At 66.9% G+C, this 20,836-nt stretch carries 18 protein-coding genes, 1 rRNA gene and 2 pseudogenes; 15 read left to right on the plus strand and 6 right to left on the minus strand.

The features are described from left to right. Positions 1-72, plus strand: a 5S ribosomal RNA gene (gene rrf, locus MRBLAR12_RS23810); the annotation flags it as partial. A gap of 293 nt (positions 73-365) precedes the next feature. Here rrf and MRBLAR12_RS04045 read toward each other — a convergent pair. Continuing rightward, positions 366-614: pseudogene (locus tag MRBLAR12_RS04045) on the minus strand (transposase); the annotation flags it as partial. 150 nt (positions 615-764) lie between these two features. Next, on the minus strand, positions 765-1,346 hold the full coding sequence (locus MRBLAR12_RS04050; RefSeq protein ID WP_229992575.1) for a dihydrofolate reductase family protein: 582 nt from the start codon (positions 1,344-1,346) through the stop codon (positions 765-767). A 243-nt stretch (positions 1,347-1,589) separates the two neighbouring features. On the opposite strand from MRBLAR12_RS04050, the pseudogene MRBLAR12_RS04055 reads away from it, so the two are divergent. The 14 genes and pseudogenes from MRBLAR12_RS04055 to MRBLAR12_RS04120 form a co-directional block, all read left to right on the plus strand. After that, a pseudogene (locus MRBLAR12_RS04055) lies at positions 1,590-1,724 on the plus strand (transposase); the annotation flags it as partial. A 1,335-nt stretch (positions 1,725-3,059) separates the two neighbouring features. Continuing rightward, a complete protein-coding gene (locus MRBLAR12_RS04060) occupies positions 3,060-4,211 on the plus strand; it encodes a hypothetical protein (protein WP_364743792.1) in 1,152 nt (383 codons plus the stop codon). Between the two features lie 4 nt (positions 4,212-4,215). Next, positions 4,216-5,205, plus strand: coding sequence for an HAD-IIA family hydrolase (locus MRBLAR12_RS04065; RefSeq protein ID WP_229992509.1), 990 nt, complete (start codon positions 4,216-4,218; stop codon positions 5,203-5,205). 9 nt (positions 5,206-5,214) lie between these two features. Beyond that, on the plus strand, positions 5,215-5,580 hold the full coding sequence (locus tag MRBLAR12_RS04070) for a hypothetical protein (protein ID WP_364743795.1): 366 nt from the start codon (positions 5,215-5,217) through the stop codon (positions 5,578-5,580). Then, complete coding sequence (locus MRBLAR12_RS04075; protein ID WP_229992512.1) at positions 5,577-6,389, plus strand: TlyA family RNA methyltransferase; 813 nt, start codon at positions 5,577-5,579, stop codon at positions 6,387-6,389. Before MRBLAR12_RS04070 ends, MRBLAR12_RS04075 begins: the two co-directional genes overlap by 4 nt. Positions 6,390-6,411: 22 nt before the next feature. After that, positions 6,412-7,437: an NAD kinase gene (locus tag MRBLAR12_RS04080; RefSeq protein ID WP_229992513.1), complete on the plus strand. Its 1,026-nt coding sequence runs from the start codon at positions 6,412-6,414 to the stop codon at positions 7,435-7,437. Positions 7,438-7,440: 3 nt separating this feature from the next. Continuing rightward, complete coding sequence (recN, locus tag MRBLAR12_RS04085) at positions 7,441-9,177, plus strand: DNA repair protein RecN (RefSeq protein ID WP_364743800.1); 1,737 nt, start codon at positions 7,441-7,443, stop codon at positions 9,175-9,177. Between the two features lie 100 nt (positions 9,178-9,277). Then, a complete protein-coding gene (locus MRBLAR12_RS04090) occupies positions 9,278-11,059 on the plus strand; it encodes a CTP synthase (protein WP_364743803.1) in 1,782 nt (593 codons plus the stop codon). Between the two features lie 27 nt (positions 11,060-11,086). After that, on the plus strand, positions 11,087-11,752 hold the full coding sequence (locus MRBLAR12_RS04095; protein WP_364743806.1) for an NUDIX hydrolase: 666 nt from the start codon (positions 11,087-11,089) through the stop codon (positions 11,750-11,752). Further along, on the plus strand, positions 11,749-12,798 hold the full coding sequence (gene xerD / locus MRBLAR12_RS04100) for a site-specific tyrosine recombinase XerD (RefSeq protein ID WP_364743809.1): 1,050 nt from the start codon (positions 11,749-11,751) through the stop codon (positions 12,796-12,798). The genes MRBLAR12_RS04095 and xerD overlap by 4 nt, the downstream gene beginning before the upstream one ends. Positions 12,799-12,864: 66 nt before the next feature. After that, on the plus strand, positions 12,865-13,353 hold the full coding sequence (locus MRBLAR12_RS04105) for an 8-oxo-dGTP diphosphatase (RefSeq protein WP_229992517.1): 489 nt from the start codon (positions 12,865-12,867) through the stop codon (positions 13,351-13,353). Positions 13,354-13,439: 86 nt separating this feature from the next. Next, on the plus strand, positions 13,440-13,931 hold the full coding sequence (locus MRBLAR12_RS04110) for an RNA polymerase sigma factor (RefSeq protein WP_229992518.1): 492 nt from the start codon (positions 13,440-13,442) through the stop codon (positions 13,929-13,931). Further along, entirely contained in the window at positions 13,924-15,276 is a 1,353-nt protein-coding gene (locus MRBLAR12_RS04115; RefSeq protein WP_364743813.1) for a hypothetical protein, read from the plus strand. Before MRBLAR12_RS04110 ends, MRBLAR12_RS04115 begins: the two co-directional genes overlap by 8 nt. 137 nt (positions 15,277-15,413) lie before the next feature. Then, a complete protein-coding gene (locus MRBLAR12_RS04120; protein ID WP_364743816.1) occupies positions 15,414-16,298 on the plus strand; it encodes a hypothetical protein in 885 nt (294 codons plus the stop codon). A gap of 120 nt (positions 16,299-16,418) precedes the next feature. Here the strand turns inward: MRBLAR12_RS04120 and MRBLAR12_RS04125 are convergent, their stop codons facing one another. From MRBLAR12_RS04125 to MRBLAR12_RS04140, 4 genes are all read right to left on the minus strand, one after another. Continuing rightward, positions 16,419-17,558: a bifunctional 2-methylcitrate synthase/citrate synthase gene (locus tag MRBLAR12_RS04125; protein WP_229992521.1), complete on the minus strand. Its 1,140-nt coding sequence runs from the start codon at positions 17,556-17,558 to the stop codon at positions 16,419-16,421. Between the two features lie 62 nt (positions 17,559-17,620). Continuing rightward, complete coding sequence (prpB, locus tag MRBLAR12_RS04130; RefSeq protein WP_364743819.1) at positions 17,621-18,523, minus strand: methylisocitrate lyase; 903 nt, start codon at positions 18,521-18,523, stop codon at positions 17,621-17,623. Continuing rightward, positions 18,523-20,043, minus strand: coding sequence for an MmgE/PrpD family protein (locus tag MRBLAR12_RS04135; protein WP_229992523.1), 1,521 nt, complete (start codon positions 20,041-20,043; stop codon positions 18,523-18,525). Before MRBLAR12_RS04135 ends, prpB begins: the two co-directional genes overlap by 1 nt. Beyond that, positions 20,036-20,695 carry a GntR family transcriptional regulator gene (locus MRBLAR12_RS04140; RefSeq protein ID WP_091564429.1) on the minus strand — a complete coding sequence of 220 codons (660 nt, stop codon included), beginning with the start codon at positions 20,693-20,695 and terminating at the stop codon, positions 20,036-20,038. The genes MRBLAR12_RS04135 and MRBLAR12_RS04140 overlap by 8 nt, the downstream gene beginning before the upstream one ends. Between the last annotated feature and the right edge of the window lie 141 nt (positions 20,696-20,836).

Here is a 20,836-nt window from a genome sequence, read left to right on the forward strand (position 1 = left end):
CCGGAAGCTAAGACCCACAGCGCCGATGGTACTGCACCCGGGAGGGTGTGGGAGAGTAGGTCACCGCCGGAACACCATTCACGGTCGAGGACCCCCAACCACAGGTCGGGGGTCCTCCCGCATTTAAGCTACCTTTCTACCCCGGCTGCTACCTAGTTGGACCTGCTCCCTCACGTCCCGCACCATCCCGGGGGAGCCTCGTTCACGTCTTCCTGCAGCTTCTCCTGCCGGACGCTCCCTCGCCTGCTGCCGCACGGGCCGGCAGGCACCCGGGACCCGGCGCCGCTGTCGAACACCCAAGACGTGCGGGAGGGGCTGGACAGGTCCCGCGATACGTGAGGGAGGGTCCTAGGTTTCCGGGCTCTTCACAATCCAGGATGTAGCAGCGGCCTGAAGCCGCCGGTCTCGAGTAGCGATCTGGCGATGTAGTTGGTGAGGTTGCGGAACCCGAGGGCGGAGCCGCGGAGGTGTTCGAGTCGTCCGTTGATCGCCTCGGTTGGGCCGTTGCTGGTGCCGGGTCGGTCGAAGTAGGCCAGCACGTCGACGGCGCGCTTCTTCAGCGTTCGGCCCAGCGTGATCACCTCGCTCAGCGCAGCGGGAACGCCTGCGCTGACCGACCCGGGCTCTTCACAGTTGAGGGTGTAACCGCTGGCTGGATGTTGGCTGGCGCGTCGGTCCCGGGGCAGCGACGCGCAACCGCAGCCGGAGGCCCGATCTTGTGTCACCGTTCGCAGTGGACTTCTTCGCGTACCCGCTCAGATCGGTCAACGGCGCACCCGATAGCGCAGGTGAAGCACCCGGTTGCCCTGAATCACCACGTCGGGATCCTCCAACAGGTGCTGTGCGTGGACCGACCCGAAGTAGCGCTTGCCGGACCCGAACACGATGGGTACGACGTCCATGCGCACCTCGTCGACCAGGCCCGCGGCAAGCATCTGGCCACCGACGTCACCAGCGGCGACCTCGACGATGCGGTCACCCGCAAGCTCTTGCGCCTTGGCCATGGCTGCCTCGACGCCGTCGACGAAGTGAAACGGCGCCTCGGGGTCCCAGCCCTCGGGCTGCGGCCGGTGCGTCACGACGACCACGTGGTCGATCCCGCTCGGAGGCTTCCCGTCCCAGCCGTCCGTCATGTCGAAGACGTGGCGGCCGACGATTGTCGCCCCGATCTGGTCCCAGTACGGCCGGGTGTAGTCGTAGGACGTCTGAGACACCTTCACCTCGCCGCTCTCGTCCAACGGGACGTCACCGTTGGACAACCAGTCGAACAGCAGTCCGGGCTGGTCATTCTCGTCCGCGACGAAGCCGTCCACCGACACCGAGCTGTACATGACCACCTTGCCCACGGGGCTCTCCTCTGCTTTGGGGTGCCCCCACATTAGCGTGTCGTGAGCTGTCGCTCTAGTAGGAAATTAGTCGGCCGGCAGCGGCCAGCCGTCCAGCGCGTGGCCGGGATGTTCGCGCAGGAATCGCCGCCAGACTTCGACGTACCGGGTCGGCATGAGCCCGGTGAACGCCCGGAACTCGTGGCCGAAGTGGGCCTGGTCGAAGTAGCCTGCGCCACCAGCGAGGTCGCCCCAGTCGACCGGTCCGGCGGCACCGAAGCGATCAACGGCCTCATCGAACTCCACCGCCGCGTTGCCCGCGGCTTCCGCAACCGGAAGCACTACCGACTACGCATGCTGCTCATCGGCGGCGGACTGTCCCATCCCCACCTCAGGTAGGAAGAGCCATTTAGCTACCTTTCTACCCCCGGCTGCTACCTAGTTGGACATGTTCCCTCACGTCCCGCACCATCCCGGGGGAGCCTCGTTCAGCCTGGTTCCTGAACGGCCCCATGAGCCCCTGCTGCTGAGGCGTTGTGAGCCTCGCCACCGACGTGCCCTCTTGGGGGTTGCCGTTAGCCGGTGGCGGGTTGCTCGCCTAGAATTGGGGGAGATGTACGGACTTCGAAGCGCTTGATTTCGGGTTGCGTAGGAGACGAAACACGGAACAGAGCGGCTGCGATTGCGCCAGTGGTCAGCTCGCAACAGGAGGATTCCAGCATGGCTGAGCACAATGATGGCAACCGTGGCGGCAAGGCCCACGACAACTCTGGCGGACGCAGTTCCGGTGGAGCCCCTTTCCGCGGCACGAGCAACTCGGGCGGCGATCCTCGCGGGTTCCGTTCCAGGGAAGACCGTGACCGTAAGCCGTATGGTGAGCGTGCTCCGCGTGAGGGCGGGGATCAGCGTGGGTTCGGCGGTAGTGAACGTAAGCCGTATTCCGGCGGTGAGCGTAAGCCGTATGGTGATCGTGTTCCGCGTGAGGGTGGGGGACAGCGCAGCTTCGGTGGCGATAGCCGCCCGTCCTATGGCGACCGTAAGCCGTATGGTGAGCGGACTCCGCGTGAGGGCGGGGATCAGCGTGGGTTCGGCGGTAGCGAACGTAAGCCGTATTCCGGCGGTGAGCGTAAGCCGTATGGTGATCGTGTTCCGCGTGAGGGTGGGGGACAGCGCAGCTTTGGTGGCGATAGCCGCCCGTCCTATGGTGACCGTAAGCCGTATAGCGGCGGTGGCGATCGTGACCGCAAGCCGTACGGCGATCGTGCTCCGCGTGAAGGCGGGGGACAGCGCAGCTTCGGCGGCGATAGCCGCCCGACCTATGGCGACCGCAAGCCGTACAGCGGTGGCGATAGCCGCCCGTCCTATGGCGACCGTAAGCCGTATAGCGGCGGTGGAGATCGTGACCGCAAGCCGTATGGTGATCGTGCTCCGCATGAGGGTGGGGGACAGCGCAGCTTTGGTGGCGATAGCCGCCCGACCTATGGCGACCGAAAGCCGTATAGCGGCGGTGGCGATCGTGACCGCAAGCCGTATGGTGATCGTGCTCCGCGTGAAGGCGGGGGACAGCGCAGCTTCGGCGGCGGCGACCGTGACCGTGACCGCAAGCCTTATGGCAGCGGCGACAACCGCAAGCCGTTCGGCAACCGCGAGGACCGTCCGGCACGGAGCTTCGACCGTGGCGACTCAGGCCCGCGCCAGTACGGGCGGGACCGTCCGGAAGACCGTCCGGTACGCGTGCCCAATGCCCGCGATCTCCGCAGCGCCAACCGTCCCGACCGGGAACGTTCACCCCAGATCGACGAGGACGTCACGGGCAAGGAACTTGACCGTGCCACCCAGCACCAGATCAAGACCCTCGAAGGCACCAGCGCCGAATGGGTGGCCCGCCACCTCGTCATGGCGGGACGGCTTCTGGACGAAGAACCTGAGCTTGCCTTCCAGCATGCCCTGGCAGCCAGCCGCCGCGGCGGACGCCTTGCGTCCGTCCGCGAAGCTGTCGGCCTGACCGCCTATGCGGCCGGCCACTATGGTGAAGCCCTCCGGGAATTCCGCACCTACCGACGGATCAGCGGCTCCAACATGCACCTGCCGGTCATGGCCGACTGCGAGCGGGGCCTTGGCCGCCCGGACCGCGCCCTGGACATGGCCCGGTCCGACGAAGCCAAGGATCTGGACGCCCCCGGCAAGGTGGAGCTGGCTATCGTGGCAGCCGGGGCCCGCACGGACCTCGGGCAGTTCGACGCCGCGGTTTCCGAACTGGAAATTCCGCTGCTGGACATCAACCGCGCCTTTTCCTACAGCCCGCGACTGTTCCGCGCCTACGCTGACGCACTGACGGCTGCCGGCCGCGCTGCCGAGGCCGACAAGTGGCAGCGGCAGGCCGTCGTGGCCGAAAACGCACTCGGACTCGGGGCTGACGAAGACCCTGACATCATCGATCTCGGCTGGGACGAGGAAGAAGAGGCCCGCGAGGAGAACCGGCAGCGCAGGCTCCGCGAGCAGGAGAATGCCGACATGCACGGCGGAACCGAAGAGCGCGCGCCGCGTGCCGCCGGCGCTGCTGTCGCGGCAGAAGCCACCGGCACCGCAGCCGGAGCGGCCGGCCTGAACGCGATCGACGGCAGCGCGAGCGACAACAGTTCCATCGACGACAATGCCATTGACGACAGCAGCGACGACGCCGAAGCCGACTACTTCGAGTCCGACGACGCCGAGTCCGACCAGGATTCGGTCGAAGCCGACGTGCTCGATGAAGCCGACACCGAAGCCGACACCGAAGCCGACACCGAAGCTGAAGATGACGCCGACGGGGAACGGAACGCTGAAGCGGATCAGGAACTCGTCGACGACTCAGAGCCTGCCCAGCGTGAACGTGTGGAGGACTAACCGCATGACGGATACTGCGCTGATCTCCACCTTTGATGCCCTGCTCGCCGACCTCGACGGCGTTGTCTATGCCGGCCCCCATGCCATCCCCGGGGCCGTCGAGTCGCTGCGCCGGCTCGCCGGTGTAGGCGTCGGCCTGGGCTACGTCACCAACAACGCATCCCGTTCTCCGGCGCAGGTAGCGCAACACCTTCGCGATCTCGGCGCCCCCGCCGAGGACCACCAAGTGGTGAGTTCCTCGCAGGCGGCGGCAGCGCTGCTGGCCTCGCTGCTGCCGGCCGGGGCCCACGTGCTGATCACGGGCAGTGCCGCACTGGCCCAGGAAATTGAGCTGGTCGGTCTGGTTCCCGTCCGCGGCGCGGAGGATGACCCCGTCGCCGTCGTGCAGGGCTTTAGCCCGGACATCGGATGGAAGGACCTCGCCGAGGCGTCGTACGTCGTCGCCGGCGGCGCCCTCTGGGTGGCGACCAACACTGACTGGTCCATACCTCAGGCGCGCGGAATTGCCCCCGGTAACGGGACGCTCGTGGCAGCCGTGGCCGCCGCGACCGGCAAGAGCCCGATCGTGGCGGGCAAACCCGAGGCGCCGCTGTTCCACACCGCCGCCAAGCGGCTGGCCGCGGACCGGCCGCTCGTCGTCGGTGACCGACTGGACACCGACATCCTCGGCGGCAACAACGCCGGCTTCGCCACGGTGGCTGTGCTGACAGGCGTGGACACCAGGGAATCAATCCTCGCCGCGAAGTCCATGGAACGCCCCGATTTCCTCATCAATGACCTGACCGGCCTGTACGCGCCATACCCGGCCGTGGAGCACGACGCCGGGCGGTTCCGCAGCGGCACGGCCTCGGCGATCGTACGGGGCCAGTCCGTCCACATCAGCGGGGACCCCGCCGACCTCGATTCATGGCGTGCCGCCTGCTCGGCCTGGTGGGCAGCGAACCCCGAGACCACCAGCGCACTGGCTCCGGCCCTCGAGTGGCTCGATCACTAGGCTGGAGACATGACCGAGCCGAACCAGCAGCTAAACCAGGCCCCAATCCAGCTGCCAGCTGTGGCGGAGGCGGAGGCGCCTAGCCCCGCGGCCGACGTCGCGTGGCCGGATCTGCCTTCGCGGCAGCTCCCGGCGGAACCGTCCGGGGACGCGGCATCAGAACAGCAGGCACCAGAACAGCAGGCACACGTCCAGGACGCGGCCGTCAGCGCTGTGCTGGACCGGCTTGCGGCCGTGCGGCAAACGCCCGTTTCCGGGCACGGGGAAGTCTATGCCGACATGCATGATGCCCTGCTGGAGGCCCTGAACGAAGACGTGGCTTCCCACGCCGGCGTGGCGCGCCGTATCCATGCCGCGGGGGACGGGGGATCGTGAGTCGGCTAGACCAGGCGCTCGTCAGCCGGGGGCTCGCCAGGTCCCGGACGCATGCCGCCCGGCTGATTTCCGAGGGCAAGGTGAGCTCCGGAGGCGAGGTCCTCGCCAAGGCGTCACTGCAGGTCCCGGACGATGCCGCGCTGGATGTCATGGCCTCCGCTGAGGACGGCTACGTCAGCCGCGCCGGGCACAAGCTGGCCGGGGCGCTGGATGCCTTTCCCGCCGTCGACGTCGCGGGCAAACGGTGCCTCGACGCCGGTGCCTCGACCGGCGGGTTCACGGATGTGCTGCTTCGGCGCGGAGCCGCCCACGTGGTGGCCGTGGACGTAGGGCACGGCCAAATGGTGCCGGAAATCCGGAATGACTCCCGCGTTGCCGTGCACGAAGGCCTCAACGTGCGGTACATGACGCCCGGGGAAATCGGCGGCCAGTCTGCGTTGACGGTGGCGGATCTGTCCTTCATCTCGCTGACACTCGTGGTGGCGCCGCTGGCGGCCTGCACCGAGCCCGGCGGCGACCTCGTCCTCATGGTCAAACCACAATTCGAGATCGGCAAGGACCGGCTGGGCCGGACCGGCGTGGTCACCTCGGAACGGGAACGCCGGCTCGCCGTGGGCAAGGTGGCTGCCGCCGCCGTGGATGCGGGCCTGGTCTTGTCCGGCCTGGCCCAAAGCCCGCTGCCGGGCCAGGACGGCAATGTCGAATACTTCCTGTGGATAAAACGCGCGATGTCGGAAGTCCCGCCTAAGATCGAGGAGCGGGACGCAGCCGTTGCTGCGTTGCTCGGAACAATCTGGCCGAACCACTAGTACCACCAGAAGGCGGAACCCGATGAGCAGGCGTGTCCTCATCCTTGCCCACACAGGGCGCGAGGAGTCCCTCAAGGCTGCCTGGGAAGCGTGCGCCCTGTTGCATGAATCGGGGCTGGTCCCTGTGCTGCAGGAGAACGAGCTCGGGGACATGGTCCGCTTCTTCGGCCGGCTCGACCACCCCGTCGAGGTCCTTCACGACCACGTGAAGCTGCCCGAGGTAGAACTCGTCATGGTGCTGGGCGGGGACGGCACCATCCTCCGCGCTGCCGAGCTCGTCCGTGAAGTCGACGTGCCGCTGCTCGGGGTCAACCTCGGCCACGTGGGGTTCCTGGCCGAGAGCGAGCGGGCCGACCTCGCCCAGACCGTCGAGTGGATCGCCAGCCGTGACTACACGGTGGAGGAGCGCATGACGATCGACGTCCAGGTCTGGGTCCGCGGTCAGAAGATCTGGCACACGTGGGCACTCAACGAGGCCGCGATCGAAAAGGGCAACCGGGAACGGATGCTGGAGGTGGTCACGGAAGTCGATGAACGCCCCCTGACCTCATTCGGTTGCGACGGCGTAGTCCTGGCCACGCCCACAGGCTCCACGGCCTACGCGTTTTCCGCCGGCGGTCCTGTGGTGTGGCCCGAGGTCGAGGCCCTGCTGATCGTGCCGATCAGTGCCCATGCCCTCTTCGCGAAGCCGCTCGTGGTCTCGCCCCGGTCCAGGCTTGCGGTCGAGATTCTGAACCGGACCGATGCCCAGGGCGTCCTCTGGTGTGACGGCCGCCGCTCGGTGGATCTGCCGCCCGGCGCGCGCGTCGAAGTGACCCGCTCCGCGACGCCCGTGCGGCTGGCCAGGACGCACCAGACCCCCTTCTCCGGCAGGCTGGTGCGCAAATTCGAGCTCCCGATCCAGGGCTGGCGCGGACCCATGCCGCAGGCCGAGGTCATCCACACCGGACCCATCCCGATAATTCGCACGCCCCGTCCCATGCCGCCGCTGCCCTTGCCGGGCCACACGGATCCCGGTGACACCCCCGATCCCTCGACTGCGAAGTGAACCATGCTTGAAGAACTGCGTATCCGCGATCTCGGCGTCATCACCGACGCCATCCTGCCGCTGGGCCCGGGCCTGAGCGTGGTGACCGGTGAAACCGGTGCCGGCAAGACCATGGTTGTCACCGCCGTCGGCCTGCTTCTCGGTGCCAGGTCCGACGCCGGTGCCGTCCGCAGCGGTGCGAAGAGCGCTTCCGCGGAAGCGGTGTTGAAGCTCGACGCCGGCCACGCCGCCGTCGCGCGGTCCCGCGAGGCCGGCGCGGAGGTTGAGGAGTTCGACGGCGGCGTGGAACTGCTGCTTGCCCGCAGTGTCGGAGCCGACGGCCGCAGCCGTGCCTACCTGGGCGGACGCGCCGCGCCGGTCGGGGTGCTGGCCGAAATCGGCGAAACCCTCGTGGTGGTGCACGGGCAGTCGGACCAGATCCGGCTCAAGAGCCCGGTGGCGCAACGCGGCGCCCTGGACAAATTCGCGGGCGAGAGCCTCGCGGGGACGCTTGCCGCCTACCAGGACCTCTACACCCACTGGCACGCCAGCCAGGGCGAGCTGGACGCCCTGCGCAGCGCCGCCCGTGAACGCCTCCGCGAGGCCGAGTCGCTGCAGGCTGCCCTGGCCGAGATCGACGCCGTGGACCCGCAGCCTGCGGAGGACGATGCCCTCAAGGCCGAGGCCGTGAAACTGGCCAACGTCGAGGAACTGCGGATCGCAGCCAGCACCGCCCACCAGGCGCTCATCGCGGAGGACTTCGGCGAAGAAGCCGACGCCACCACCCTGGTGGATGCCGCCAAGCGCACCCTGGAGCACGTTGCCGAACACGACGAGGAGCTGGGGTCCGCCGCGGCGCGCCTGGCCGAGGTCGGCTTCCTGCTCAACGACATCGCCGCGGAACTCGCCAGCTACCAGGCCGCCCTGGACACGGAGGGCCCGGAACGGCTCGCCGAGATCGAGGACCGCCGGGCCGCGCTGGCCAAGCTGGTGCGCAAGTACGCGCCGAGCATCGACGAGGTGTTGGTCTGGGCCGAGGCCGCCCGCGCCCGGCACGAGGAACTGCAGGACGACTCCACCCGGATCGAATCGCTGGACGCCGAGGTTGCCCGGGCCGAAGCCGAGCTCCGGAAGAAGGCCGCCGCGATCAGCAAAGCGCGCACGAAGGCCGCCAAGGATCTCTCCGCACGGGTCAGTGCAGAGCTGACCGCGCTGGCCATGGCAGACGCCACCCTGGTGATCAACGTGGAATCCGCGGGCCAGCTGGGACCGTTCGGGGCCGATGAAATCTCGTTCCTGCTGCAGCCGCACTCCGGCGCGCCGGCCCGGCCGCTGGGCAAGGGCGCCTCGGGCGGTGAACTCTCCCGAGTCATGCTCGCCATCGAAGTGGTGCTGGCCGCCGTCGATCCCGTCCCGACATTCGTCTTCGACGAGGTCGACGCCGGCGTGGGCGGCCGTGCCGCCGTCGAGATCGGGCGCCGGCTGGCGATGCTGGCCCAGCACGTCCAGGTCCTCGTGGTGACCCACCTGCCGCAGGTGGCCGCGTTCGCGAACCAGCACATCAGGGTCACCAAGACCTCCGTGCGGGGCGCTGACGGCGCTACGGCCACGGGCTTCACCTCCAGCGACGTGCAGCTGCTGGACGAGGCCGAACGCGTCCGCGAGCTGGCCCGCATGCTGGCAGGCCAGGAGGACTCGGAATCAGCGCAGGCCCACGCCCAGGAGCTGCTGGACGACGCCAAACTCCTGCCGCAAATCTAGGCGGGCCGCCGGGGACCTCCGCAAGGATTCCCGCCGGGACCGCTGCTAGGACAACAATCACATTGGGATCCCGCCAAGGAGCCCGTGGAAGGCCGAATTGATGATAAGCTCAAACCCCGTGGTGCAGCGATCAAACTCTCGTGTAAATTCCCGGTTTCCGGGCTCGTCCAAGACGACCAAACACATCTTCGTCACCGGTGGTGTAGCGTCCTCGCTCGGTAAGGGACTGACGGCTTCGAGCCTCGGCCACCTCCTGCGGGCACGTGGTCTGTCTGTAACAATGCAAAAGCTCGATCCCTATCTGAACGTGGATCCGGGCACGATGAACCCCTTCCAGCACGGCGAAGTCTTCGTCACTGACGACGGCGCCGAAACGGACCTGGACATCGGCCACTATGAGCGCTTCCTCGATGAAAACCTCGAAGGATCGGCCAACGTCACAACCGGCCAGGTCTACTCGACCGTCATCGCCAAGGAACGCCGCGGCGAATACCTCGGCGACACCGTCCAGGTCATCCCGCACATCACCGATGAGATCAAGCGGCGCATGCGGCTTCCCGCCGAGGGCAAGAACGCACCGGACGTCATCATCACCGAAATCGGCGGCACGGTGGGCGACATTGAGTCCCAGCCGTTCCTGGAGTCCGCACGACAGGTCCGCCAGGACATCGGCCGCGGAAATGTCTTCTTCCTCCACGTGTCCCTCGTGCCGTACATCGGCCCGTCGCAGGAGCTGAAGACCAAGCCGACGCAGCACTCTGTTGCCGCGCTGCGCTCCATCGGCATCCAGCCGGAGGCAATCGTGATCCGTTCGGACCGCGAAGTCCCGCAGCCGATGCGCGACAAGATCGGCCGCATGTGCGACGTTGACATCGACGCCGTGATCGGCTGCCCGGACGCACCGAGCATCTACGACATCCCGAAGACCCTTCACTCCCAGGGCCTGGATTCGTACATCGTCCGCGCCCTGGACCTGCCGTTCAAGGATGTGGACTGGACCAGCTGGGACAAGCTGCTCGACGCCGTCCACAACCCGAAGCACGAGGTAGAGGTCGCGCTCGTGGGCAAGTACATCGACCTGCCGGACGCCTACCTGTCCGTTACGGAGGCCCTGCGGGCCGGCGGCTTCGCCAACGACACCAAGGTCAAGATCCGCTGGGTCCCCTCGGACGAATGCGAAACCCGCGAGGGTGCCGTGCAGTCCCTGAACGGCGTCGACGCCATCTGCGTTCCGGGCGGCTTCGGCATCCGCGGCCTCGAAGGCAAGCTCGGCGCCCTGAAGTACGCCCGCGAAACCAAGCTCCCGGTCCTGGGCCTGTGCCTGGGCCTGCAGTGCATGGTGATCGAGTACGCCCGCAACGTGGTCGGCCTCGAGGGAGCGTCCTCGTCCGAGTTCGAGCCGGATTCCAAGTACCCCGTCATCGCCACGATGGAAGAGCAGCTGGACATCGTCGACGGCAAGGGCGACCTCGGCGGCACCATGCGCCTGGGCCTGTACGAAGCCAAGCTTGACGAAGGCTCCGTCGTCGCCGAGACCTACGGCACCACAAAGGTCAGCGAACGGCACCGCCACCGCTACGAGGTCAACAACAAGTACCGCGATCAGATTGCCGCCAAGGGCCTGTCGTTCTCTGGAACGTCGCCCGATGGCAAGCTGGTCGAGTTCGTGGAACTTCCCCGCGACGTGCACCCGTACTACGTGGCCACGCAGGCGCACCCCGAGCTCAGCTCGCGGCCCACGCGCCCGCACCCCCTGTTCGCGGGCCTGATCGAAGCTGCCCTTGAGCACCAGCGGGCCGCCAACGGCGTGCCTGCGGCCAGTGCAAAGGCCGATGCCCCGGCTGCTGCGCCCAAGCCCTCGTCGGCAGCAGTGTCCAAGTAATTTCCAACTGAATCAAAGGACGGCGCGATGCCCGGTTTGTCTGAGACCCCCAATGCTGCACGGCAGGTTTCGGATGAGCCGAGCCCGCGCCGTCTTTTGTCGTCCCGGAAGGTTTACGAAGGCAGGATCTGGGACGTTGTCAGCGACAGTTTCCAGCTCAACGACGACGGCGACACCCTGGTCCGGGACTACATCGACCATCCCGGCGCGGTGGCCATACTTCCCATGAACGACGCCGGCGACGTGCTGCTGCTCCGGCAGTACCGGCACCCCGTCGGCATGGACCTCTGGGAGATCCCCGCCGGGCTGCTGGACGTCGAAGGGGAGGACTTCGTCATCGGCGCCGCCCGCGAACTGGCTGAGGAAGCAGACCTCGTGGCGGAGCGCTGGAACGTGCTGGCGGACTTCTTCAACTCCCCGGGATCCTCCAGCGAAGCCATCCGCATCTACCTGGCCCGCGGGCTGAGCGAGGTGCCGGGACATGAGCGGCACGTCCGCACCGACGAGGAAGCCGAAATCGAACTGCACTGGACCCCGCTGGACGAGGCTGTGCAGGCGGTGCTTGACGGCCGCCTGCACAACCCGTCCGCTGTCGTCGGCGTGCTGGCCGCTGCCGCCGCCCGCGCCGACAACTTCGAGAGCCTCCGCCCGGCCGACGCGCCCTGGCCCGCCCATCCCAGCCAGCGCCAATGACCGATGCGCTGATTGCCGAGCCTCCGGCCCCCGCGCAACTTCAGGCCCCCGCGCCGGCGGAGGCAGCCGCTCCCGAACGCCCGCCTATCCGGCCGCTCACAGCGATCGACCGCGCCATAACTGACTATCTGCAGCACATGGGCGTGGAACGGGGGCTCGCGGCCAACACCCTCTCCGCCTACCGGCGGGACCTGGCCCGGTACGCCAGGCACCTCGCCAGCACAGGCCGGGAACGCCCCGCCGAGATCACCCGGCACGACGTCACCGGCTTCGTCCAGGCCCTCTCCGACGGGTCCGACGGCGGCTCCGCCCTGGGCATCCGCTCGGCAGCCCGGACGGTGGTGGCCGTCCGCGGACTCCACAAATTCTGGGCACTCGAAGGCATCACTCCCACCGATCCGGCCAGTGACGTCCACCCGCCCATGCCCGGTAAACGGCTGCCCAAGGCAATCAGCGTCGACGAGGTCACCCGGATCCTGGAGGCGGCCGGCACGGATACGGCCACCGGCCTGCGCGACCGCGCGCTGCTCGAGTTCCTCTATTCCACCGGTGCCCGCATCAGCGAAGCCGTGGGCCTGGATGTGGACGACATCTCCCTGCACACGCCCGAACAGGCCGGCGAAGGCGACGGCCCGGCGATAGTCAGGCTGTTCGGCAAGGGCTCAAAGGAACGCCTCGTGCCGCTCGGATCCTACGGAGCTCGCGCCCTCGACGCCTACCTTGTCCGCGGCCGGCCCCTGCTGGCCGCCAAGGGCAAGGGCACCCCTGCCTTGTTCCTCAACGCCCGCGGCGGCAGGATCAGCCGGCAAAGCGCCTGGACCATTTTGAAGGCGGCCGCGGACAAGGCCAACATCACCAAAGACGTTTCGCCGCACACCCTGCGGCACTCCTTCGCCACCCACCTGCTTGAGGGTGGCGCCGATGTCCGGGTGGTCCAGGAACTGCTGGGGCACGCCTCGGTGACCACCACGCAGGTCTACACGCAGGTGACGGCCGATACGCTGCGGGAGATCTACGCCGCAGCGCATCCGCGCGCCCTGGGTTAAATCCGCGCCGCGGCACGCCTGCGGCCGGGCACCGACGGCCCCGGGGGCTGGCGCTAGGGTGGATTCATGAACTCGACAGCTGTCACTCTGTGCTTCCTGCTACGCGACGGAGCTGCCGGCACGCAGGTCCTCCTCGGTACGAAGAAGACCGGGTTCGGTGTCGGAAAGATCGTGGGGCTCGGCGGGCACGTGGAACCGGGGGAGTCCGACGCCGAGGCTGCCTGCCGCGAAGTCTTTGAGGAAGCCGGAATCGTGGTCATAGAGGACGACCTCCGCGTTGCCGGGCTGATCGAATTCGTCTTTCCCGCACGGCCGGAATGGAACATGTCCACCAGCCTTTTCACCACGCGCCGCTGGAGTGGCGAACCCGTCGAAAGCCAGGAAATGATCCCGGAATGGTTCCAGGTCGCGTCCCTGCCGTTGGCGCGCATGTGGCAGGATGCCGAGCACTGGCTGCCGCTGGCATTGGGGGAAGGCACTGTGGAAGCCGTCATCACCCTGAACGACGACAACGAGACCGTGGCCTCCGCGGAATATTCTTTGCGGGGCGTGTAACCCCGGGCCGGCGGCCGGAAACAATACAGTTATCCAGCAGTTTCGGACACAACATACTTGGGGGATGCGTGCTTTCGGAGCGCGAATTGGCATTTATCGCCATTCACAAAGACAGTTACCCACTGGTCTACAAATTTGTGCGGCGGCGGGTTGAATCAGCCGAGCTGGCGGAGGAACTCGCCGCCGATGTTTTCCGGGTGGTGTGGCAGAAATGGGATGACGCACCGCGGACGGATACAGCGTGGCTTCTGACGGTGGCCCGCAACCTGATCGGGAACGCGTACCGTAGCCGGGACCGGCAGCAGGCGCTGCAGGACAAGCTGCGCTCCGCGGCCGTTGTCCGGTTCGGTGACGGCTCGGACAACGTGGCGGTCCAGGACGCCCTGGCCGGTTTGCGGGAGAAGGACCGGGACATTCTCCAGCTCGCCTACTGGGATGAATTGAGTATCGCTGACATCGCGGGCGTTCTGCACTGCAGCGAGTCCGCCGCCAAGGTCCGGCTGCACCGGGCCCGGGCCGCTTTTCGCAAGCAAATGCCGGTCAGTGCTGACACGATGACACAGAAGATGGGTGCCTGAGATGGATCCGATCAAGAACATGATTTCCGCGACGGACCCCGTGCACAACGATCCGTCCGTGCCCGACGGCGAGGCAGCACTGCGCCGGATGCTCGCCGAATCCGGCGAGTTTAGCGATCGCCTGCCGCGCAATGTCGTCTCCCTGGCGGACCGGAAGCACCGGCGGGCCAGGCTGGCCGGTGTGCTGACCCTGGCAGCGGCGGCCGTCACCGCCGGCGTCCTGGTCGCCACCAACCTGGGTTCCCTCACCACGGCCCCGGAGCCGGCGGGCACCGTGGCCGGCCTCGGGACAGCTACCAGCACTGCGACGCCAGCGCCAACTCCGACTCCGTCGGCCACGGCCACCCCCACAGCGACGCCTTCAGCGTCCGCAACGTCGACGCCGAAGGCGGCTGTTGGCAATGGGGAATGCACCAAGGAAAATCTCACCAGCAACTGGAGGATGTTTCCGAAAGTGCTGCCTGTTATTGAGCTCGTCGGCTGTTCGGAGGGACGAATGGGAATGATTGCCGCCGCGGCAAATGACGCCCCCGAAGCATCTCCCGGTGATAGGTTCTGGATCGCGAAGTTGGTCAATGGCACTTACGTTTTCGACGACACGGACCCTTCGTCCAGCATTTCCAGCTGGCGCGAAGCGAACCTCAACAACGACGGACTGACTGCGGAACAGGCCATGGACAAAGAATTCGTGGACAAGGGCATCCCCGTTGGACTTCGCAGAGCGCTCGTCGGAGCACCTGAACCGGGAAGCCTGGCCGCCCGGGGGATCAAGACGTACAACTACGGGGTCCCGGGCTACAGTTTGGCCTTCAACTATCCGGCGGCGTGGCGCCTGGCCGATTCATCCGAGAGTCTCGCCCTGTCAAACGGTCCGGGGACTTCCCTCAAAGACGCCACCGGAAAGGTCGTGGCACAACTGGCCGTCGGCGACACCGATGACTGGAGGACCGGCCACTGTCTCAACAACGCCCCCTACAAGGTCCTGGACGGCCAGCCCATGCCGGGATTGCCGTTCGATGCCGCAGCGCCGGCAGAAGGGACGCCTCGGTTCGTCTTCGTCGCCATGACGTCAGCGGCAAATGACGGCGGACCCGTCCAAGCGGGGATAGGAATCTCCAACCGCATTGCCGGACAAGACGGAATCGGCTGCGTCCTTGATTTCGCCGTGGGGGGACCTGGCGCATTGAAGGCATACAGCTTCACGGATCGTCGTCCGCTTGGCGGACCCACTTGGGGCCTCTATAACTTCCAGACGATGGATGAGGCCGTGGCTTTCACCAGGACCCAGGCCTACAGGGACCTCAAGGCGGTCATCACCTCGCTCATCGTCACGAAGACCAACTAGAACTATCAACCAGGACAACTTCACGGACGATCAGCGGGGGCCTTCCGTTTGACAAGCAATGCGCCAGCCGGCCGGTAGCCTGCGGGCAACCACGCGCACACACAACTCGAAGCACCAACAGCACAATGGGGAACGACATGGATTCAACCAAGAAAAACATCACAGGAGAGGCTGCCTTCAGCCGCGAGGGAACGGCGCCGCATTCAACCGCGAAGACTTCCAGCCGCGAACTCGGGCCTTGGAAGGCTGCCGTGGCGGCTCTAGCCACGGCCCTGTTGCTCGGCACCACAGCCTGCGGTGCGTCCAGTGCGGGATCACCGGCTGCCGGCCAGGGCACCACTGCGACGGCCTCTGCTACCCCCACCGCTACGGCGTCTGCGACGGCGAGTCAGGCGCCGTCGTCGTCGGCCGCCGCTACATCCACGGCGCCGGCGCCGGAGCCCGACAAATGGCAGACCTACATGAGCACCGACGGGAAAGTCAGCTTCGACTATCCTGCGGGATGGACTTTAGCAACGCCGGCAGGCCTTGGCGCGGCGCCGAACATCGACGTCGACGTGTCGGACGCCGCGGGCATGGTGGTGGCGTCACTCCACTACGGACCGTCCGGCGCCGGGCCCGGCGGCTGCCGCCAGAACCCGGTTCCCTACAGTGTCCTGGACTCGGTGGAGCTGGCGTTGCCGTACAACACTGCCGCGGCTGACACCATCACGCCCCGCTTTGCCTTCCGCGCCCTCCAGGAACCGGGCCGCGTCACCGCTTCGTACGGCATCGCGGGCAGAGTAGCGGGCAAGGACGGAAAGTCCTGCATGTTCTACAACGTGGTCAGTGGTCCGGCAGAGTCGCCTTTCTATTACTTTGCCGACGCCGTCCAGGTCAACAGCGGTGGTTCCGAGCAGACCGGAAACCGTAAGGGCGCCAAGACGTTCCCCTCGCTGGAAGAGGCGAAGGCCTACATGCAGACCTCGGAGTACGTGAACGCGAAGCGGATGATCACCTCGCTGAAAATCAAGGCTGCCTAGCACAACGCGGCGGGCACAAGACTGCAGGCAGAAAAACGCGGGCAGACAACGCGGACCGGCCACCTTTGGGGGGTGACCGGTCCGTGTTTTCTGCCCGCGTTTTTTCTGCAGGAGTCCCTGCTACGCCAGGTGTCGCTCCTCGACGCCGTTGTACTCGCTCAACGGACGGATCAGGGAGTTCGCATCCAGCTGCTCCATGATGTGCGCCGTCCAGCCGGTGATGCGGCTGGCGACGAACAGGGGAGTGAAGGTGGCGGTGTCGAAGCCCATGAGGTGGTACGTGGGGCCGGTCGGATAGTCGAGGTTCGGCTTGATCCCCTTCGCCTCGTCCATCGCGGTCTCGAGCCCGTTGTAGAGGCCCAGCAGCTCGGGCCGGCCATAATGGGCGATCATCTTGTCCAGCGCGGACTTCATGGTGGGCACGCGGGAGTCGCCGTGCTTGTAGACGCGGTGGCCGAAGCCCATGACCTTCTTCTTGTGGGCCAGGGCGTTTTCCATCCAGGCTTTGGCCCGGACGTGAGCGTCCTCCAGTGATTCCTCGGGCCTGATGCCGATCTCGTCAAAGGTGTGCATGACGGCCTCGTTGGCGCCGCCGTGCAGCGCGCCCTTGAGGGCGCCGATGGCCCCGGTCACGGCCGAGTGCAGGTCCGAGAGCGTGGAGGTGATCACGCGGGCAGTGAAGGTGGAGGCATTGAAGGAGTGCTCGGCGTACAAAATCATTGAGACGTTGAAAGCGTCGACTACCTCGGGGACGGCCTCCTCGCCGAAGGTCATCCAGAGGAAGTTGGCGTCGTAGCCCAGATCCTCGCGGGGCTCCACGAGGTCCTGGCCGTGACGGCGGCGCTGGTCGTAGGCCACGACGGCGGGCATCGCGGCGAACAGGTCAACGGCCTTGGCCAGGTTGGCCTCGCGCGAGGAATCCTCCGCCAAGGGGTGCCGGGCGCCGATGACCGACGTGGCGGTCCGGCATACATCCATGGGGTGCGCGGTGGTGGGCAGCGCGTCGATCACCTGTTTGACAACCGGATCCAGGGCGCGGCCGGCACGTTCCCTGGCAGTGAACTCCGCCAACTGGTCCGTGGTGGGCAGCTCGCCGTTCCACAAAAGGTAGGCGACCTCCTCGAAGCTGCACTTGGCGGCCAGCTCCTGCACGGGGTAGCCGCGGTACAGCAGCGAGTTGGTGTCCGGGTTGACCTTGGAGACCGCGGTGTAGTCAACCACGACGCCGGCGAGGCCCTTTTTGATGTCCTGTTCAGCCATGCTGAAACTCCTTTGTTCCTAACGCTTGTATACCGGCATATGCCGGAGGTTCTATGCGGGGCTTACTTACCGGGGATCTGGAAATTGAAAACTCCGGTATCGAAACGGTTATAAGCCTCGTAATCAACGAGATCGTACAAACGCGCACGGGTCAGCATGCTTCCAACCTGTGCCTCCTGGGTTCCGTCGGCCTTAATCGATTCCAGAGTACGCTCCGCAGCGCCCATGGCACTACGGAGCAGCGTGACCGGATAAATCACCATATTGACCCCGACGCCGGCCAGCTCCTCCGCGGTGAACAGGGCACTCTGCCCGAATTCGGTCATGTTGGCAAGGATCGGGACGTCGACGGCGTCGCGGATGGCCTGGAACTCGCTCAGGTCCTTCATCGCCTCGGGGAAAATCGCGTCCGCACCGGCCTCGACCAGGGCCCGGGCGCGCTCCTGCGTGGCCTGCAGGCCGTCTGTGGCGCGGATGTCGGTCCGGGCCATGATCAGGAAGTTCGGGTCACGCCGGGCGTCGGCCGCAGCCCGGATCCGCTTGGTGGCGGTGTCCAGGTCCACAACGTTCTTGCCGTCGAGGTGGCCGCAGCGCTTGGGGTTGAACTGGTCCTCGATGTGGCAGCCGGCCAGGCCGGCGTTCTCGAGCTCCTGGACCGAGCGGGCCACGTTCATGGGCTCGCCAAAACCGGTGTCAGCGTCGACGATTGCCGGCAGGTCCGTCATCCGGGCGATCTGCCCGGCGCGGGTGGCGACCTCGGTGAGGGTGGTCAGCCCGATGTCCGGCAGGCCGAGGTCGTTGGCGAGGACGGCACCGGAAATGTACACCCCGGCGAAGCCCTTCTCCTCGATCAGCCGCGCCGAGAGCGGGTTGAACGCGCCGGGGAACTGGGCGATGGTGCCGGAGGCGAGGAGTTCGCGGAACCGGATCCGCTTCTGCTCCGGCGTGACCTTCGAATACAACATTAGAAGAGTCCCTTCGGGGCGGCGGCGAGGTCGATCACGCCGTCGGCCGCCCGGATGTTCAGCTGGTCCAGCTCGCCGGCGGCGAGCTCGGGGAGCCGGGCAGCAGCGGCGAGGAAGCGCTCGATCTCCTCGTCGGCCACAAGGCCGGCGGCGAGGGTGCGGAACTTGTTGACGTACTGCTCCCGTGCGAACGGGCGGGCGCCCAGCGGGTGGGCATCGGCGACCGCGATGTCATCGGTGATGACGGTACCGTCCTTGAGCGTGATCTCCACGGTGCCGCCGAAGGCCTTCTCGGCGATGTCCAGGGAGTGGTAGCGCCGGGTCCATTCCGGGTCCTCGACCGTAGTGACCTTGTGCCAGAGTTCCACGGTGTCGGGGCGGGCGGCGCGTTCCGGGGCGTAGGAGTCCACGTGGTGCCAGGTGCCGTCCTGCAGGGCGACGGTGAAGATGTACGGGATCGAGTGGTCCAGCGTCTCGCGGCTGGCCGTGGGATCGTACTTCTGCGGGTCGTTGGCGCCGGAGCCGATCACGTAGTGGGTGTGGTGGCTGGTCTTGATCAGCACGGATTCGACGTTGGCAGGGTCCGTGACTTCGGGGTGTTCGCCGTTGAGCTTGCGGGCGAGGTCGATCCACGCCTGGGCCTGGTATTCGGCGGAGTGTTCCTTGGTGTAGGTGTCCATAATGGCCCGCTTGGCCTCGCCAGCTTCGGGCAGCGGCACGGTGTAGGAAGCGTCCGGGCCGTCCAGCATCCAGGCGATCACGCCGTCTTCGCCTTCGTAGATCGGCACCGGGGAGGTCTGGCCGCGCATCGCGCGGTCAGCGGATTCGACGGCCATCTTGCCGGCGAACGCGGGGGCGTGGGCTTTCCAGGTGGAGATTTCGCCCTTGCGGGACTGCCGCGTGGCGGTGGTTGTGTGCAGGCCCTGGCCGACGGACTGGAAGATGGTCTCGACGTCGAGTCCCAGCAGGGTGCCGATGCCGGCCGCGGCGGAGGGGCCGAGGTGCGCCACGTGGTCGATCTTGTGCTTGTGCAGGCAGATGGCCTTGACCAGGTTGACCTGGATCTCGTAGCCGGTGGCGATGCCGCGGATCAGGTCCTGGCCGCTGGAACCGACGTGCTGCGCGACGGCCAGGATCGGGGGGATGTTGTCGCCCGGGTGCGAGTAGTCCGCGGCCAGGAAAGTGTCGTGGTAGTCGAGTTCGCGGACCGCGACGCCGTTGGCCCAGGCAGCCCATTCGGGGGAGACGCGTTCCTCGATGCCGAAGACCTTCGAGCCCTTGCCGCCGGTGCTGGGGCCGTGAGTGAGGGCCTGGGCCCGGGCAGCGACGATCGGGGCACGGTTCAGCGACGCGATCGCCACCGAGGCGTTGTCGATGATCCGGTTGATCACCATGTCGGTGACCTCATCGGTGACATCCACGGGATCCGCGGCGACCTTGGCGATCTTGTAGGCGAGCTGGTCCTCGCGGCCCAGGTTTTCCTCGCTCTTGTAAACGCGGACGTGGTGTTCCTTAACCATGGTGCTCCTTTTGCTGAGGTGTATGAGTGGCTTTGACGTGTGAGAGGCTGCGGTGCAGGTGAAGCGTAGTGGCGGCCTCGGCCAGCCGCGGGTTGCCTGCGGCGATCGCCTCGGCGATGGCGGCGTGCTCTGCGGCGGCGGCGGTGAGCCGTGCGGCGTCGTCGGCGGCCAGGCGCCGGACGCGCACGAGGTGGACGCGCAGGCTGCGCATGGCCTGGACGAGGTAGGCGTTGGAGATTGCGGCGTCAATGGCCGCGTCGAGCCGCCCGACCAGCCCGTAGTAGTCGTGCAGAGCCGGATCCTGACCGCCGATCAGTTCCGGTGCCTGGAGCAGTTCGCGCCGGAGCTGTTCGAAGGTTGCGGGGTCTCCGCGCTCGGCGGCCAGGGCTGCTGCCCTGCCTTCGAGGGTTTCGCGCAGTTCGAACAGTTCGTCGATGTCGTCCAGGGAAATGTCGGTCACGACGACGCCGCGGCCGCCCGCCGTCGTCGTCAGGCCCTCGGCCGTGAGCCGGCTCAGGGCCTCCCGCAGCGGGGTGCGGGAGATGCCGAGGCGCTCCGACTGCTCCACTTCCGCGAGCACGGTTCCGGGCAGGAGGCGCCATTCGATGATGTCGTCGCGCAGGGCCGCGTAGGCCTTGTCGCTGGCGCGCATCCTGCCTCCTTCGGTGGTGGCTCCGTAACGGTGGAACATCAACAGTGTATACACGCGGGGTCGCTTTGCCCAGCAATTGCGGTCCGTGGGGTGGAAATTGATGAGCTGTGTATACAGAAGCCCTTGTAACGCCGGTCCGCC

Origin of the sequence: Arthrobacter sp. LAR12-1-1.1, assembly GCF_040676555.1 — a bacterium.
Taxonomy (GTDB): domain Bacteria; phylum Actinomycetota; class Actinomycetes; order Actinomycetales; family Micrococcaceae; genus Arthrobacter.